Here is a 17,078-nt window from a genome sequence, read left to right as displayed (position 1 = left end):
ATTAAATCTCTTTAGGTAGTTTATCCGGGTTGGACAGTTTATCCAGACAGATTATTAACCGTATCCACGGATGTTTGATTTTTACTTGTGTGGGGTCACCCGGAGTATTTCCGGTGATATAGAGCACTGACTTTCCAAAGCCTTTTCCACTGGTCCTTTTTTCAGTAGCACTGTCTTTGGTCGCTTTCACACGAGTACCTTTCTCACTTAAGAACAGACGTCTGAAATCCATTTCCAGAAGTTGCAGCACCTTTTCCTTTTTCATGGGTTCAATGCAACTGTTGACAGTAAACTGATCGTTGCGAAGAGAAAAATCGAAAAGGCTTAGTCCGAAGTAGGTAGACGCTACGATCCGGATTTCGTTATCAGGCATACGGCGTACTATTAGCATACCGCTCATGTGATGTTTCATGAAATCCAGTTGGATATTGTATTTTTGCGAGCTTTCTCCTTGTGTCAGTTCGATAGCGGGAGGCACGGTGCTGCCTTCCCCGCCCATTCGTGGAGAGCAGGAAGTCTGGATCTGTATCCATAAGAATAGCAGAACCGTCAGACTAACGAATCGCAAACTTCGTCTCATTCTTCAGGGAGTTGAACTTTTTATTATAGAATTCGTATTCTGTATAGTTTGTGGCTGTTTCGGACAGACGGAGTTTGTGTACCGACATGTCTTTCTTGTCCAGATAGATTTCTATACCGGCAATATAGGCTTGTACTGCTTTGTTGGTCGGTTTTATTTTAACCAGATAGTATCGTGCATCTTCAAAATACTCCAGCTGGTAGTTGGACGACATTTTAGACAGGTCGCCTATCATACACGCGGTCAGCATATCCTGCATCTGTGCCATCATTTTGTTCGAACTAAGGTTCATGATGCTTTTCTTGCCATCTGAAACGATTTTGAGCTTACTGCCGTTTATCACGATGAGATAATCCATCGGGCGGAAATATTCCATGCAGATTTTATTGCTTTTTTGGTAGTAGAACTTCCCTTTGGAAGTAACCTTCTCATCGAATACATCGAGATATTTCACTTGGGTGAAATCGCTTTCGATGGACTCTACGGTTTGCGCCTCCTTTGCCAGGCGGCTTTCAAACTCTGTCTTTTGTGGCATCTTTTTCATGCTCTGGGCATGGATAGAGGCTATAGACAAGAAGATAAGCGATAAATATATTAATAAAGTTCTCATACCTTTTTTTATTTTATGCCAATAGTTTGTCCGGACGGACAACTGTATATCCTTGTTCTTTCAGCAAATCCAAGATTTGTTTCACTAGCTGGTCGCTGTCCGGCATCCGGTCGTGCAACAGAATGATGGCTCCCGGTTCAAGACGTTTCCGAATTCTGGCAAGGACTTTATCCGGTGCTTGTTGTGTATCCAGTGTACGGATGCTCCATCCTATAGAGGTATATCCTAACTGTCGAACGGCTTTCGCAATCGTTGGATTAGTGACACCGAACGGTGGACGAAACAAACTAACCGGCTGCGAAGTTACTCGTTCTAGTTCACACTGACAAGTTTGCAAATCTTTTTTCATCTTGGAGAGCCCGTATAGTGGGAATAAACCGGAATGGGTATACGAATGATTTCCAATCAGATGACCTTCTGCTACCATTTTTTGCAAGATTGCTTCATTCCCTTTTACCTTATGGCCGATACAGAAGAAACAGGCGGTTACCTGATATTCTTTTAGTACCTGAAGAACTTTGGGAGTCTGTAGGGAGTCGGGGCCGTCATCAAAAGTCAGGGCGACAATCTTTTCCGCAGTATGCTTTTTGCAAAATGACCGGAGGTAAATTCCCGATCGAATGCTATAGGAAGCATAAACGAGAAAAGACAGGATCAAGAGCAGGTAAAGAAGGAGGCAAACGATTATCATACGCTTTTCCGAATTAGAATCAATGAATGATTGATGGAGTGGTGATGATTGTAAATCAATATATGGGTAGGGGGAGTGCAGTTTGCCGATTCGTTCACTGCTTTCCATACCGCATACGATGTTGCGGTAGGATATTCACCACATTCATTCTTAAAACTAAGATGAACACTTTCCGGGAAAAGGTTTGTTTCAAGCTCTTCATAAATAGAGTTGTCATTGTCGACAGTTTGCTCGTGAGAGTCGTCTTGATTGTGTTGCTTCTTGTTTTTCCCGGTAACCAACCACTGAATATCCTGACATTCTAAACCATTTCGTTGCAAAAAACGGATGATTCGGGAGCTGATTTCTTCTGTAGTCTGTTTCCCGATGAAAGTTTCGACTCCCTGTATTTCAGCCAACGGATGCTCTCCGGCTTCCCGACTTAACAGGAAGAATTGAGCACCTTCTCCGGCTGCTATCCCTTTCAGCATTCCCAGCCGTTGCTGAATCGTGTAACTGGTTTCTGTCATTTCATCGATGGCTCCCACAAGTATATTCTCGCTTCCTTCTCCTATTTTCATCATAGCGTCCAATAAAGCACTTTCAAAACTAAGTCCACGGTGGACATAAGTCATGTTGTAGGCATGTATTTGATGAATCAGAGCTATTTGTGCACCGATTGTATTGAATGTCGACTGGATGAAAGGAGTAGGATTCAGCATCCGCTCTTCATTATCCAATAGGTTGTTCAGGAATTTTTCCGTGTCTGTCAGGCAGCCCAATCCTGTTGCTGTGATGATTCCTTGTATCTTTTCAGGAGATAGTTCACCCATACATTCCAATCCGCAGGCCACCCCCATTTTTACGATACGGCTCATGCGTCTGCGCAAGGTCGCATTGGTGATAATATCCTTATAGTCGGGTTCGCAAGCCTGAAGATAAGGGTGATTATTTTCTGGTGAATGATCCTTTTGCGGATGAATGGAAGCGATGCGTTGAATATAAACTGGCTGCATAGGCTTAAATACTTAAAGGTGCGTTCATGCTGGAAAATTCGTTGCGGAAAAGAGGAGCGATGAATCATTTCCTCCGAAACCGAAAGAGTTGGATAACACATGTCGGATGGGGATTCCTTCTTGAAAAGAAGTTTCCGGTATCAGTCCTATTCCTGATTTCTGTTCCGTTTCCGACATCGCCTCTGTAAAATTCAGATTAGGATAAATCATACCTTTATCTATTGAAAGAACGGAGTAAACAGCTTCAATTCCTTCGGAAGCTCCTAAGGTATGTCCGATAAAGGCTTTTACCGAACTAAATGGCGGAACGTGTTCTCCAAAGATTCTTCGGAGTGCCATACCTTCTGACGCATCATTGCCGGGAGTACCTGTTCCATGTACATTGATATAATCGATTTCTTCAGGAGAAACGCCACTGGAAGCGATAGCTTCGCTCATTGACAGAAAAGCACCGTTCCCTTCGGGAGAACTTCCTGTTTGATGATAAGCCTCATTCGTATTGGCGTAACCGCTAAGTTCACAATAAGGAGTTCTTTGGAGTGAACTTTCCGGTTGAAGCACTAAGTAACCGGCACCTTCTCCCAGATTTAATCCGGTACGTGAGCGGTCAAAGGGACGGCAATGTGTTTTGTCCAAAATCATCAGGGAGTTGAATCCATTGAGCGTAAACCGGCAAAGTGCATCTGTGCCTCCCACGATAGCGGCATCCAGTAGCCCGTGTTTAATCATTCTTGCTCCCAGCATGATGGCATTGGCTGCTGACGAACAGGCTGTACTGATGGTGGTTATAAAATCATTGATACCTAAATACGAAGCAATCAATTCCGTACTGGCTCCGCAGTCGTGTGAAATCACTTCCCGTAATCGTCCCTGTCCTGGGTTTTTCTTGAAAGATTCATAGAAGTGCTCGCTCAAATCCATACCGCCAACGGAAGTGGCGGAAATAAAACCGATACGTAATGATCGCTGGTCTTTTTGCGAGGTTAGCGGCTGATTTAGTAGCTGATTTTCTGGTCGGTTGGGCGATATGCGCAAGTTTAATCCCGCGTCATCCATTGCTTCTTTGGCTGCCATCATTCCCAACAAGGCCGTACGTGATACAGTGCGTTGTGGAGGTAAAGATAATAGTTGCTTCAGTTCCTCATTGCTACGTTTCACTTCGGATACGGGCACATCGAGAGCAGTCGGAAAAAGAGTTACTTTTCCGATGCCATGCTTTCTTTGTCTCAACGCTTCTATATTTTCGGAAACTCCGATACCGATGCCCGAAACAACTCCCAATCCGGTGACGTATATCTTCATCGGTTAAGCTTTGCGATTAGCAATGATGTAGTCTGCCAGTGTACGTACCGAGTAGAAGATTTGTTTTCCTTCACTGGGGTTCTCTATCTTTATACCGTATTCGCGTTCCAGAATCAGGATGATTTCGAGTGCGTCAATGGAGTCAAGGCCAAGACCTTCGTCGCCAAACAGAGGGGCTTCATTGTCAATATCTTCCGGAGTGATTTCTTCAAGGTTCAACTCTTCGATTAGTTTCCCTTTCACTTCGTCCATCAGTTCTCTTTTGGTTTGATCTAAATTATCCATAAATCGTTGATATATTATTAAGTTGTTTAAATTCTGCTTGATAATGTCCGTCCAGTAGTTCGCACCAGCCTATGATACAGGTGCGTAACTTGCCTTTTGCCATCACAATCTTTGCATAATCCTCTAATGAGGCAGCATCGGATTGTCGACGGACAAAAAATGTATTCTCTCCCTGAATCTTATGGCGGATACAGATTTCTCCCAATACTACATTGGGGAGAGTGTAGACAAACACGGCAGGACTGGCTGCTTTGTCTCCTTCTTTACTGATGATTGCCTGATGTTTGCAGTCCGTATCCAGAGAGGAAGAAGCATTGGCAAGAATGATTCCAATCTCTTCCGGACGGTAGTGTGTATCTTTCAGTAAATATTCGGCAGCTACATATCCCAGCTTACAGAGGTTGTCCATCTTATAGAACTTCATATTGTTTTCTCCCAGATGCTTGTATGCTTCCCGGATGAATGGTGCAAAGTCAGTTTCCGAAGAACTGAATACAGTTGTTCCTTTACTTTCTACTGCTCCCGGTCTGATTGTGACCGTGTTGCCCGATTCCACCACTGCTTTGCAAGCTGGCGGAGTACTCGCTTTGTCTGTGACCTGCAAGTTTGCTTTCTGTTTCAGATGAGCATCGGGGAGGGATAATACCAGTGCGGCATTACAGCCTCCGAAACCGGAAGCGGTTTTGATGCAGCATTTCATCGGCATCGGCTGATGAGTGGCATAGACAGTGATAGGCATGGGAACACCGAGTGTTTCATATCCTAAAGTTCCGTAGTATCTTCCTTCTTTTAGTTGCTCTATGCAAAGTATGGTTTCGATAATGCCCGAAGCTCCTAATGTATGACCGAAATAGGGTTTAAGGCTATTCACCGGGACTGTAGCTAATCCCGCCAGATGTATGGCTTTGGATTCCATTTCGTCATTGTAAACCGTGGCTGTTCCGTGTGCATTGATAAAGCTAATGTCTTCGGGGAGTGCTCCGGCTTCTTCCATTGCCTGATTAATAGCTAGAGCTAAACCATCCCCTGTTCGGGAAGGACCGGATATATGGTTGGCGTCATTACTGATTGCTCCTCCGGAGAGAATAATATGATTCGCGTTTTCTTGAGTTTCTAAAAGAACAGCTCCACAGGCTTCGCCCAGACTTAATCCATCCCGTTGTATATCGTATGGTCGGCAGGGGTGTGCGCTGACAGATCGGAACGATAGAAAGCCGCTGGTAATGAAATGAGAAAGAATATCCCCACCTGCCACAATCACTCGTTTGTAACGTCCTGATTCTATCCATCTCTTAGCGACGATTAGTGCCGAGACTCCTGATATACAGGCATTAGAGATGACCTCTACCTGATTTGTCGCTCCAAAGAAATCTCCGATTCGTTCCGCCATTTTCCAAAGAAAAACCGGACTGTCAGCAGAGATTTGCTGTGGAAAGGCCGATTGTTTTGTCCGGTCACTCAATAAATCTATATTTCCTTTAGTGGTAGATAATAACAAGGCGCAATCCGGCTCCCGCAAGTCGGCTCCCGATTGAGAAATAACCTCTTGGATAGCCAGTATGAATAATTGCTCCATCCGGGTATAATCCGTAATCTGCATCAGTTTCGCCCGTTTTTCCAATTCCACAGAATCAATCATTCCCGCCAATAGGGGATGATCGGAAATTAGGCCGGCTTCTTGCATACGGATTCCGCTTCGGTAGTTATGGATGGCCTCCAGATTTTCCGGGATGCCGAAACCTAACGAACTAATCAGTGTATGGGCTGTGATGTATATATTTAAAGGATATTCCATTTCTTTTTCCATTCCAGATAAAACGGAGGATTCATAAGCTCCAATTCTTTATTCAGGTTCAGGAACACTTGTATGGTGCTTCCGGTAGCTACTATACTCTGGTCGGTAGCCCGGTAGATAACGTATTCAAATTTTATCTTGGCTGCCTCACAGGCAATATAGCGCGTCTCGACAATCGCTTCTTCACCAAAAGATAGTGATTGTTTGAACTGACAGGTGAGATCCACGATTGGAACCATGTATCCCTCCCGGTAAATACTCATATAATCCAAACCATACTGTTTGCCAAAAGCTTCTCTTCCATCTTCAAAGTAGCGCACATACTCACCATGCCATACAATCTGCATGGAGTCTATTTCGCTGAACCGCACTCTGAAGGTAGTCCGGTTAGTCAAAGCTGCAACCTGTTGATTCGTTTTCCGTTTCATTCTTTTTTTATAAATATTTTCATCCTGCATTCAGCTATCAGCTTGTCTTCCACTTTCACTTGTGCAGAAATCAATGTAATGTCGAATACCTCCTGTACAACGGTAATCTCCGTAAATAGTTTCATCCCGTTCTTTGGCAAATCGTAGATTTTAAGTTTGTCCACCGAGCCGATAAACCCTAACGGTACTTTTTCACCCTGCCGGGTATAAAGAAATCCGATACGTGCTGCTGCCGATTGAGCGATGTGTTCAATAATTCCCGCCTCTTGCAGTTTTCCGGTTTCGCAGAAAATATTATCAGCAGTAACAGTCAGTCCGGAATAGGAATGATTCTCTTCGATACCAAAGAAACTGTCCACCATCACGATGGGCGGACGCTGTGGAATCAGATCGAGTATTCTTTCTCCCTGTATGATAGCTTTCCTGTTGTTCATTTCAATCTGCATTGTACAATGCTGTGTCCCATTCCTAAATGGTCATCTATCTTTTCGACTTCCAATCCCGCTGCTTTGATGCACCGTTCCATATCATCCGAATGATACATTTTGCTGTTACCATTTGCCATGGCTGTGAAATAAAGACTGATTTGTGTCAGGCAATAAGCGGCTGTGTCAAACTTTTGCCGGTTCCAGAAAGTTTCCATGATATAGAGGCGGCTCTCCCGGCTCATAGAGCGGGCTGCACGGGTCAATATGCTGGTTACTTCTTCTTCCGAGAAACAATCAAGGAACTGGCTCATCCAGATAGCATCGAACCCTGTCGGGAAAGGAACTTCGGGATCGAGCAGATTGGCGCCATACCCGTGGATACGCATTGCTCCGGGCAGTTCTTTAGTTTGTTGACGCATCATCTCCAATTGTTGCGGAAGATCCATAATAGTTACTTCCACCGCGTCGTCATAGCTTACGCACTTGGTTGCCCATCGACCGGTATTACCTCCCACATCCAGTAAAGTCTTGGGATGACGGGCGAAAACAATCGCCAAAGCTTCGTCAAACGAGCAATCCGAGTAATAATGATCGAAACCGAACCAGCTCTTTTGTACCTGTGAGGGCAGACTTGACAGCCCTTCATAGATGGTACTCCATTCGCCGAATACTTTCAGCCCTTCGGGACGTCCGTTGGTGAGAGCCTCTTCAAGATGGAACATTCCCAGATAGTTGACATCGTGGTTGAAATCCATATTGACACGTACCATCTTGTCGTTGAGCAGGAACCATCCGGCTTTGGCAAGGCGGTAACGGTTTTCGTGCTGCAATACGGTACCGATGGTTAATGAGGCTTCCAACAAAACTTGTGTCGCATAAGAAGACAACCCACAAGCCTTGCTGATTTCTTCTTGTGTCATGCCAGCGCGTTCGTCGGCCAGTAACTGAAAAATACCGAATTTGAGCATAAGGCGTGATACCTGAAACACGATGGGCCCGAAAGCTATTTCTTGTGCCAGGCGTTGTGCCTCTATCGCGGTCAACGGTTCCTTATCATATTGATTCTGTTGCATCTTTATTTTGTTATATCTTTCTATTTTAATCCTTTGAGAGCGAACCGTCACTTGTGGTTTCCCAGAATGAGTAATAATTGAACCATTGTTCCGGATAGCGTTTCAGTATCTGGTCCAAAGCGGCCGTATATTGTTCGAGCAGAGCTGTCTCTGCTTTCTTTTCTTTGGTTCGTATGACTGGTTCCGTCCTTATAAAATGAAAACGGTAGGTTCTGCCCGGCTCTCTCATGGCAAAGTAGAATACCACCGGAACTTTCATTCGCGAACCAAGCAGGAAAGGACCGGCAGGGAAAGGAGCTTTCTGTCCCAGGAGTGTTCCTGTCAGCAGTTTCTCTTTATTCAGATAACGGTCGCCCTGGAAGCATACATATTCTTTCTTGTTTAACGCCTCGGTAATACGGAAAACGTGTGTCAGGTTATCTTTGTTGACGGGGATAATCTTAAAATCCTTGTCCTGACCATTTTTCTCCAATATCTCTTTGATTCTACGATGTTCGGCATCATACATCACGATATTGATTTTCTTTCCGTAATCGTCGAAGAAAGGAACGCCTATTTCCCAGTTTCCCACATGGGCGCCAATCATAATCACTCCCTGTTCGCTGTTCAGCAATTGCAGAAATTCCGGATACCGTTCGAACTCGAACCGGTATTGATCGACTTTTCCGTTGCCAATAGCTACTTTGTCAATCAGGATTTGCCCTAACCGATAATAGTTGCGTAGCAACATACCCAAAGAGCGTATTCGGTTGTATTTCAGAATGTGGCGGGCATAAAACCAGGTGCTTTGGGTGGCTTTCGGAGCAAACGGTATGAAGTACAATACTACCAGACTTAGAAATATATAAGCGGCAGTAATGCCCAGATACTTAATCAGGTAAATAAAGAATAAGTATCCGAATGTTCCTCCCCGGGTTTTGCCTTTCCACGTCGACATATTTACTTGGCTTCCTGCATACGGGTGATAACGAGATCGTAGAAGTCCTGGAAGGTTTTGATACCCGCAAAATCTTGTCCGGTTACGTTGAAACCGAAGTTCTTCTCTACCAGTACCACCATATCTACCAAGTCCAGGCTGTCCAGTTCAAGAGTTTCCATTAACGGTGCATCCGGCTGGATAACGTCGATGTCTACTTCAAATTCTTCTGCCAGAGTGGTTCTTATTTTCTCGATGATTTCTTCGTTTGTCATATATCTGTTTTCTTTAGTAAATTATGGATTGATTTTGCGTATGATTAGCGTGGAATTGGTTCCTCCGAATCCGAATGAGTTGGAAAGGAACGTATCAAATTCCAGGTTTACCCGTTGGGTAGGTATATTTAATTGTGCAGAGGCCTCGTCCGGTTCCTCGAAATTGAGGTTGGGAGCGATGAAACCGTTGTTCATCATGAGGGTGGAATAAATCACTTCACTGGCCCCGGCCATCCACATTTCATGTCCTGTCATAGACTTCGTGGAAGTCACATACGGGTGATGCCCTTCAAATACTTCCGCAATGGCTTTCGCCTCGTTCAAGTCACCTACCGGAGTTGAGGTGGCGTGTGCATTGATATAACTGATCTGTTCGAGTGCAATCCCTGCATCTTTGATAGCCATTTGAAGAGAACGTTTCGGACCGTCCACATTAGGCACGGAGATGTGATCTCCATTGGATGAAAAACCGTAACCGATGACTTCGGCCAGAATGGGAGCTCCCCTTTTTACAGCCGATTCATAACTCTCTAATACCAGACTGGCGGCTCCTCCACTCGGAATCAGTCCGTCACGTCGTTTATCAAAAGGTTTCGAGGCTTTCTCGGGGACTGCTTCCTGGGTGGAAAATGCGCTTAGTCCGTCGAAACTTCCTACTGCATAAGGATTGACTTCTTGTGCGCCACCGCAAAGAATACAATCCTGCAATCCCGATTTTATAAGCAGGTAGCCCATGCCAATAGCGTGAGAACCGCTTGCACAGGCCCCGGCAATGGTGAAGTTGACTCCTCTAAGTTTGAAAATAACCGACAGGTTCATTGTCACGGTGGAATTCATCGACTGGAAAATAGAACCGGAACCCACCAGTGCAGTGTTTTTCTTTTCACGAATGATGTCCACTGCATTAATAACAGGAGCGGCACTACTATCATTGCCATACAAGATACCCACTTCATTGGCTTCGAGAAAATCCTCATTAATACCGGCATTACGGAAAGCTTCTAATGTAGCGAGATAAGCATATTCTCCCTGCTCCGGTAGACAGAGACGTTTACGGCGGTCCAACAACTTCTTCAAGTCGGGACGTTCCAATATCCCCGTTAATGCAGAAAAATAGCCCAATTCTTTCCGTACCGGGTCTATGCCAATTCCCGATTTCCCATGATATAGTGAGTCTTTTACTTCATCCAGATTCTTGCCGATGCAAGAGTAAATCCCCATTCCCGTGATAACAACTCTTTTCATTATTTTGTCTATTCTATGCTTTTATTTTAAGTATATAGTCCTCCGTTGATGGAAATCACTTCTCCTGTGATGTAGGATGAAGCTGGGGATGCCAGGAAACCGACCAGGTCGGCAACCTCTTCCGGAGTGCCGAAACGTCCCGCGGGAATATGTTTCTTCCATTCGTTTTCATCAATTCCTTCCGTCATATCCGTACGGATGAATCCCGGAGCTACTGCATTGACTGTTACTTTCTTCTTGGCAACTTCCTGTGCCAGTGCTTTGGTAGCGGCTATTACGCCACCTTTGGCTGCGGAGTAATTGGCTTGGCCGGGCATTCCCTGAATGCCCGACAATGACACGATATTTACGATACGTCCATAACGTTTGACCAGCATATTCTTCAATAAAGGCTGTGTCACGTTGAAGAATCCGTTCAGGCTGATATCGAGCACTTTGCTCCATTCTTCTCCTGTCATCCAGAGCATCAGGTTGTCTTTGCGGATACCTGCATTGTTTATCAGTACCTCGATATATTCATCAGGGTGTTGGGAAGCCCAGTTGCCCAAAGCAAGGGTGATAGCGGCAGGGTCGGTCACATCGAACTTCATCAACTCGCCATTACTTCCTTTTTCCTGTACTAACTGCAACGTTTTCTCCGCTTCTGCGTCGTTATTCTGATAATTTATCAGTATAAAGTAGCCCATTTCCGCCAGTTTACAACTGACAGCACGGCCGATACCTCGGCTTCCCCCGGTTACTAATGCATATTTCATTTTATATCTCTTCTTTTTTGAGATAGTCTATCATCATTTCTATCTCTTTGTATTTAGGTGTGTCATTGGTAAATACAGGGAAGAAACTGCGTATTTCTTCATAAACCTGCCGGCTTTTGGGGCTTAGGCGATCCTGTATTTTCAGGCAGTCGATAGCTTGTGCCATTCCCATGAACTGGATAGCCATCACCTGATAAGAATTCTCAATGACTGTTTTTGCTAATAGAGCCGAGTTGGTTCCCATGCTGACAATATCCTGATTATCATTGTTGTTGGGGATACTGTGTACATACATTGGATTTGATAATGTCTGACATTCCGCTGTGGTGGAGGTTGCAGTGAATTGCGAAGCCTGTAAACCATAGTTCAATCCAAGCACTCCCAAATTTACAAACGGAGGCAGGATGCCATTGATACGGTCGTGGAACAGATAGTTAATCTGTCTTTCGCAAAGCATAGTCAGTTTGGTCACAGCAATTTTCAACTTGTCCATTTCGAAAGAAATGTAATCTCCGTGGAAGTTGCCGCCATGATAAATATTTTGTGTATCCGGATCGACAATCGGATTGTCACAGGCGGAATTTATTTCGTTTATTAATACTTCTTCCGCATTCTCCAGTTCATCGTAAATAGGACCGAGTATTTGCGGAACACATCGCAAGGAATAATAGGGCTGTACTTTGTGTTCGAAGATTTTCTCTTTATGCACCTGGTTGTATAGCTCGTTCTCTCTTTGAAGCACGCATTTACTGCCTGCCACCCATTCTCTCATCATAGCAGCTATCTCTTGTTGACCTTTATGATGCTTGGCCTCGTTTAATGCCTGTGCCATAAAATCATCATAAGAGGCGGCAATCTCATTCATCATTACAGAGGCAGCCACCGACCAACGGAGTAGCTTTTTTGCATAAATCAGATTGACAATACCGATGCCTGTCATTACAGAAGTACCGTTTGTAACGGATAAACCTTCACGAATACGCATGGAAAAAGGTTTCAGGCCGTTTTCCTGAAGCACCGTAGCTGCGTTACACAATTTACCCTGATAAAAAACTTCCCCTTCCCCTATTAATGTCAGGGCGATATGGGCCAGTTGTACGAGATCGCCGCTGGCACCTACACTTCCGTGTTCGGGTATGAACGGATAAATTCCGCGGTTGATAAATTCACAGAGGAGAGAAACCAGTTCCAGATGCACTCCTGACTTCCCTTGTAGAAAAGTGTACAAACGGGCAATCATAGCTGCTTTTACATAAAGTTCGGGAAGCGGTTTGCCGGCACCGGTGGAATGGCTTCGGATGATATTATACTGAAGGTCGATCAATGACTGATCTTCTATTCTGTATTGTGCCATTGGGCCGAACCCCGTATTGATACCATAAATAATTTTATCGCTGGAAAAGGATTGCAGAAAATCGAAGCTTTCCTCTACTTTTCGAATACATTCTTCAGAGAGTTCCAGCTTCTCATTATCAAACAATACTTTATGAAGGGTATCTAAATTTATACTTTTGTCAGCTATCATTTTCTGTACTAGATATTTTATGCCTTAATAATAAGGTGCAAAAATAGGCAATTTCTGTTATATAGCGGACATGAATCAGGATAAAACTTTTTCTGGGGAATTGGTTTTGCTTGTTTTGTTTCTCATTCGTGGGAGATTTGTTCTCCGGTACCGCTCGATGCCTTCATCGGTGCCGGAGGGTGTCTTCATCGGTGGGGGGGAATCAATCTATGCTTTTTGCAAATCCCGTCCTTCATACTTGCAGATCGCTTCTATCCATTCCTTGGTCAGTGGCATGGACTCATGTCTTTCAAGATCGAAAGTAACCATGATGGACTTGCAAACGCATTTCACTTCATTGGTTTTCGTGTCAATGACTTGTTGAACCAGATGAAAGCTTTTGGTACCTATCTTAGAGACGGCGGTTTGTACAGCGATGTGGTCCGATGCGAAAATTTGCTTAACGAAATTCGCTTCAATATGAACAACGACAATGCCAATCTTTTCCCAATCTACTCCCGGGCATACCGAACCGAAGTATTCAGTCTTTCCCAAGTCGTAAAAGGAGAAGTAAACCGTGTTGTTGACGTGACCAAATTTGTCTACATCATTGAATCGCAATTGGATAGGTAATGTGTGATGAAATACGATTTCTTCCATTGTTTTCTCTTAAATGTTTTAAATTCGACACAAAAATAGCACTTTTGCTTTCTTGCTTGAAATTGGGGCAAAGATAGATATTTCTGATGATTCTGTTCTCGGAGACGGGGGAGAAATTAGTTAATAATCGTTTAAACTGGAGTTTTGGAACGTTTATTCTGACTTCTGATATGTGGAAACAATCAGAAGGATGGAAAGGAACTTTTAAATACGGATTATTCTTAACTTATTATCTTGTGGAATATGTCCACATTTCTGTGGAATTTTTGCACAGGATCGTGCTTGAAACTTAATCTGGCTATTAATGCTTTTTTTCTTTATTGCAAATTGTTTATGTGTTTGAAAATGAGTAATATAATCTCTTTTATTAAACTTGACAAGTCTCGTTGTATCAGTCTTTTGTTATGCTTTTGGCACATAAATTGCCTAATATTGATGGTAATCTATCCTAATAACTATTCTAATTTTAGAACAATAATGGAAGTAATAATGAAAAACAAATGGCTATTATGCATTCTTTTAATGCTGTTTCTGCCTTTCGGATTATTCGCGCAGGTTGCTCCTCCTCTTGAAAAACAGAAGACAGAAACACAGGAAGCCCCGGAAAATAACAATGAAGTTACGACAAACAGCGATACTACTACCGATGGGGATGCTGGAAAGACAATCAAAGGAGTGATTAACGACGAACAGGGAGAGACAATCATTGGTGCTTCCGTCATTATCAAAGGTGAAGATACCGGAACTACCAGTGATATGGATGGTAGGTTTACTCTCGAAGCTCCGGAAGGAGCGATTTTAGTGATCTCTTACATCGGCTATCATACGCAGGAAGTGAAAGTCAGAAAGAGATCTCTTCTTCGTGTTGTGTTGAAAGAAGACAATCAGTTATTAGATGAAGTGGTAGTGGTAGGATACGGAACCGTCAAAAAGAGTGACCTTACGGGTGCTGTGTCCGGTGTATCCAACAGACAATACAAAAATCAACCTGTACAACGGGTTGAAAATATACTCCAGGGTCGTACTCCCGGTGTAGAAGTCACTGCTACGAGTGGTATGCCCGGAGCAAGTATGAAGGTGCGCGTTCGTGGAACTACCTCTATTAATAAAAGCAGTGATCCTTTATATGTGATTGACGGTATCATCTCTTCCAGTGGCTTGGACGGTATTAACCCTTCTGATATCCAGTCGATGGAAATACTGAAAGACGCTTCCTCCACTGCCATTTACGGTTCCCGTGGTTCGAATGGCGTTATCCTGATAACCACCAAACAGGGTAGTGAGGGAAAAGCACAGGTAACGTTCGATGCATCGGTAGGGCTTTCGACTGTCAGAAAACAGTATGACCTGCTGAACGCTTACGAATATGCAACTGCACTGAATGACATTCGCGGATCGTCTACTATCTCTGCCGAAGATCTTGAGGCTTATAAAAATGGAACGAAAGGAATTAACTGGACTGATCTTCTGACTCGTACAGGTATCACCCAGGATTATCGGCTCGCCATATCCGGAGGAAATGAAAAAGTGAAATACCTTATTTCGGGAAATGTGCTCGATCAGGAAGCCATCACCATCATGTCCGATTATAAACGCTATGGAATTCGGGCAAACATCGACTCGGAAGTGAAGCCCTGGTTGACAATCTCTGCAAAATTAAACGCATCCAGTCTTCACAAACATAATGAAGGTGGGGCGAACTGGTTGCATGTCACTAACTTTTCGCCTATCATGGAGCTGAAAGATCCCGAAACCGGCGTGTACAATACAGACCCGTATAATATGATCGGTTCCAGCCCTTACGGTGAAATGATAGTGAACAATAGCGATAGCTATAGCTATAATTTAAACGCCAACCTGACATTGCTGTTCAAAATCATGAAAGGACTGACGCTTTCCGTTCAGGGAGGTTATGACTACGATAATAGTCCTTCTTATTCTTTCCGGTCGAAACTGGATTCACCGGGTGCTATCAATAGCGCAAGCAATACCAACGCATTGCATAACTATTGGCAGAATACTAACAATCTGACCTGGCAAAAGCAATTCGGAGATCATAGCTTCACTGCCATGGGCGTATGGGAAATAAGTCGTTCGTGGGACTCACAACTAAAGGGAACCGGTTCCAATCTGAACAATGAAAGTGTTGGGTACTGGAATCTTGGCAATGCTGCTATCAGAGATGCGAGCAATTCATACACGGAATTTTCTTTGGCTTCCGGTATCGTGCGTGCTAATTACGATTATAAGAAACGATATTTTATTACCGCTGCATTAAGAGCTGACGGTTCTTCTAAATTTCAGGGAGACAACAAATGGGGATATTTCCCTTCCGCAGCTGTGGCTTGGGATATTGCACAAGAATCTTTTATGAGCAACCAGCACGTTCTCGATCAGTTGAAACTGCGTGCCAGCTTTGGTGTCACCGGAAATCAGGATATTGCTGCTTACAGCACATTGGGTATGTTATCGGGGGCATCTTACGGCTGGGGAACTTCCACTTCCTCTACGGGATATTGGGGATATCAGTTTGCTACACCCGGCATTACCTGGGAAAAGACTTACCAATATGATTTGGGATTGGATATGAGTATCGGAGGCTTTAATATTACAGTGGACTGGTTCAAGAAACAAACGAAAGATCTGCTCTTTCAGAAACAGGTGCCTAAATATAACGGAGGTGGTACTTATTGGGTGAATCAAGGAAAACTGAACAATACCGGAGTCGAATTATCCCTTACCACTTTCCCTATAAAGGGGGCTGTGACGTGGGAAACCAGCCTGAATGCTTCTTATGTGAAGAATGAAGTAGCAGACCTCGCAGGAGATGACTTTGTACTCGCTGCTAACTATAGCGATTTGGGAGGTCCTATGCAGATTATGAAGCCCGGTTATCCTATGGGATCTTTCTATGTCTATCAATGGAAAGGATTCGATGATAAAGGCGCCAATCTTTATCAGAAAGCAGATGGTAGTCTGACAACGAATCCGACTTCCGATGATCTGGTTGTGAAAGGACAGGCAAGTCCCAAATGGACAGTAGGTTGGAACAACACTGTTACTTGGAAAAACTGGACGCTGAATGTGTTTTTCAATGCTGCCACCGGATATGACCGGTTGAATATCAGCCGTTTTATGGCGGCATCCATGACTGGTGTCTCTCGTTTCGTAACCTTGCGTGATGCTTACTTCAAAGGATGGGATCATGTTGCCAACAAAGCGGACGCTCTTTATCCGAGCCTTACCAATACCGACAACAAGAGTTATGCTAATTCGGATTTCTGGCTTGAAGATGCTTCTTTTATCAAGTTGAAGAATATCAGCCTCTCGTACCGCATTCCTCGCCGTGTACTGAAGTTTGCAAGTGTACAACTGTCCGTCAGCGCACAGGATCTCTTTACAATCACCCGCTACAAAGGAATGGATCCTGAAGTGTACACCAGTTATGACGGACTGGATTACGGTGCTTATCCGATTCCTCGGACAATCACCTTTGGAGCCAAATTCAGATTTTAAAACCGTGTATTAAGACAATA

The 17,078-nt window shown here is 44.0% G+C and carries 17 protein-coding genes; 1 reads left to right on the top strand and 16 read right to left on the bottom strand.

Annotated elements, in window-relative coordinates:
- Position 1 precedes the first annotated feature (1 nt).
- The 16 genes from AAHJ11_RS07160 to AAHJ11_RS07085 form a co-directional block, all read right to left on the bottom strand.
- The gene (locus tag AAHJ11_RS07160; protein WP_320975287.1) at positions 2-580 is read right to left on the bottom strand and encodes a hypothetical protein; all 579 of its coding nucleotides are present in this window, start codon (positions 578-580) and stop codon (positions 2-4) included.
- Positions 555-1,190 carry a LolA family protein gene (locus AAHJ11_RS07155; RefSeq protein ID WP_148366512.1) on the bottom strand — a complete coding sequence of 212 codons (636 nt, stop codon included), beginning with the start codon at positions 1,188-1,190 and terminating at the stop codon, positions 555-557. Before AAHJ11_RS07155 ends, AAHJ11_RS07160 begins: the two co-directional genes overlap by 26 nt.
- Positions 1,191-1,203: 13 nt before the next feature.
- Entirely contained in the window at positions 1,204-1,881 is a 678-nt protein-coding gene (locus tag AAHJ11_RS07150; protein ID WP_320975286.1) for a polysaccharide deacetylase family protein, read from the bottom strand.
- The gene (locus AAHJ11_RS07145) at positions 1,878-2,876 is read right to left on the bottom strand and encodes a beta-ketoacyl synthase chain length factor (RefSeq protein WP_320975285.1); all 999 of its coding nucleotides are present in this window, start codon (positions 2,874-2,876) and stop codon (positions 1,878-1,880) included. Before AAHJ11_RS07145 ends, AAHJ11_RS07150 begins: the two co-directional genes overlap by 4 nt.
- 24 nt (positions 2,877-2,900) lie before the next feature.
- On the bottom strand, positions 2,901-4,178 hold the full coding sequence (locus AAHJ11_RS07140) for a beta-ketoacyl-[acyl-carrier-protein] synthase family protein (protein WP_320975284.1): 1,278 nt from the start codon (positions 4,176-4,178) through the stop codon (positions 2,901-2,903).
- A 3-nt stretch (positions 4,179-4,181) separates the two neighbouring features.
- A complete protein-coding gene (locus AAHJ11_RS07135; RefSeq protein ID WP_004297289.1) occupies positions 4,182-4,463 on the bottom strand; it encodes a phosphopantetheine-binding protein in 282 nt (93 codons plus the stop codon).
- Complete coding sequence (locus AAHJ11_RS07130) at positions 4,456-6,258, bottom strand: beta-ketoacyl-[acyl-carrier-protein] synthase family protein (protein WP_320975283.1); 1,803 nt, start codon at positions 6,256-6,258, stop codon at positions 4,456-4,458. The genes AAHJ11_RS07135 and AAHJ11_RS07130 overlap by 8 nt, the downstream gene beginning before the upstream one ends.
- Positions 6,243-6,686, bottom strand: a complete 444-nt coding sequence (locus AAHJ11_RS07125; RefSeq protein ID WP_004305454.1) for an acyl-CoA thioesterase — start codon at positions 6,684-6,686, stop codon at positions 6,243-6,245. Before AAHJ11_RS07125 ends, AAHJ11_RS07130 begins: the two co-directional genes overlap by 16 nt.
- A complete protein-coding gene (locus tag AAHJ11_RS07120; protein WP_320975282.1) occupies positions 6,683-7,120 on the bottom strand; it encodes a hydroxymyristoyl-ACP dehydratase in 438 nt (145 codons plus the stop codon). Before AAHJ11_RS07120 ends, AAHJ11_RS07125 begins: the two co-directional genes overlap by 4 nt.
- The gene (locus tag AAHJ11_RS07115) at positions 7,117-8,187 is read right to left on the bottom strand and encodes a class I SAM-dependent methyltransferase (protein WP_320975281.1); all 1,071 of its coding nucleotides are present in this window, start codon (positions 8,185-8,187) and stop codon (positions 7,117-7,119) included. Before AAHJ11_RS07115 ends, AAHJ11_RS07120 begins: the two co-directional genes overlap by 4 nt.
- Positions 8,188-8,212: 25 nt before the next feature.
- Positions 8,213-9,124: an acyltransferase gene (locus AAHJ11_RS07110; protein WP_320975280.1), complete on the bottom strand. Its 912-nt coding sequence runs from the start codon at positions 9,122-9,124 to the stop codon at positions 8,213-8,215.
- Positions 9,125-9,126: 2 nt separating this feature from the next.
- Complete coding sequence (locus AAHJ11_RS07105) at positions 9,127-9,378, bottom strand: acyl carrier protein (RefSeq protein ID WP_004305450.1); 252 nt, start codon at positions 9,376-9,378, stop codon at positions 9,127-9,129.
- A gap of 21 nt (positions 9,379-9,399) precedes the next feature.
- The gene (locus AAHJ11_RS07100) at positions 9,400-10,623 is read right to left on the bottom strand and encodes a beta-ketoacyl-[acyl-carrier-protein] synthase family protein (RefSeq protein ID WP_007764491.1); all 1,224 of its coding nucleotides are present in this window, start codon (positions 10,621-10,623) and stop codon (positions 9,400-9,402) included.
- A 26-nt stretch (positions 10,624-10,649) separates the two neighbouring features.
- A complete protein-coding gene (gene fabG, locus AAHJ11_RS07095) occupies positions 10,650-11,378 on the bottom strand; it encodes a 3-oxoacyl-ACP reductase FabG (RefSeq protein ID WP_004297297.1) in 729 nt (242 codons plus the stop codon).
- Position 11,379: 1 nt separating this feature from the next.
- The gene (locus AAHJ11_RS07090) at positions 11,380-12,903 is read right to left on the bottom strand and encodes an aromatic amino acid ammonia-lyase (protein ID WP_320978561.1); all 1,524 of its coding nucleotides are present in this window, start codon (positions 12,901-12,903) and stop codon (positions 11,380-11,382) included.
- 207 nt (positions 12,904-13,110) lie between these two features.
- Positions 13,111-13,542 carry an acyl-CoA thioesterase gene (locus AAHJ11_RS07085; protein ID WP_004324741.1) on the bottom strand — a complete coding sequence of 144 codons (432 nt, stop codon included), beginning with the start codon at positions 13,540-13,542 and terminating at the stop codon, positions 13,111-13,113.
- Positions 13,543-14,031: 489 nt separating this feature from the next.
- Here AAHJ11_RS07085 and AAHJ11_RS07080 point away from each other — a divergent pair, with 489 nt between their 5' ends.
- Positions 14,032-17,058, top strand: a complete 3,027-nt coding sequence (locus AAHJ11_RS07080; RefSeq protein ID WP_320975278.1) for a TonB-dependent receptor — start codon at positions 14,032-14,034, stop codon at positions 17,056-17,058.
- Positions 17,059-17,078 lie beyond the last annotated feature (20 nt).

The organism is Bacteroides sp. 90-K9/2 (assembly GCF_047310725.1).
GTDB lineage: Bacteria > Bacteroidota > Bacteroidia > Bacteroidales > Bacteroidaceae > Bacteroides > Bacteroides vicugnae.
Note: the sequence above shows the minus strand (reverse complement) of the source record. Positions and strands in the feature narration are given on the sequence as shown.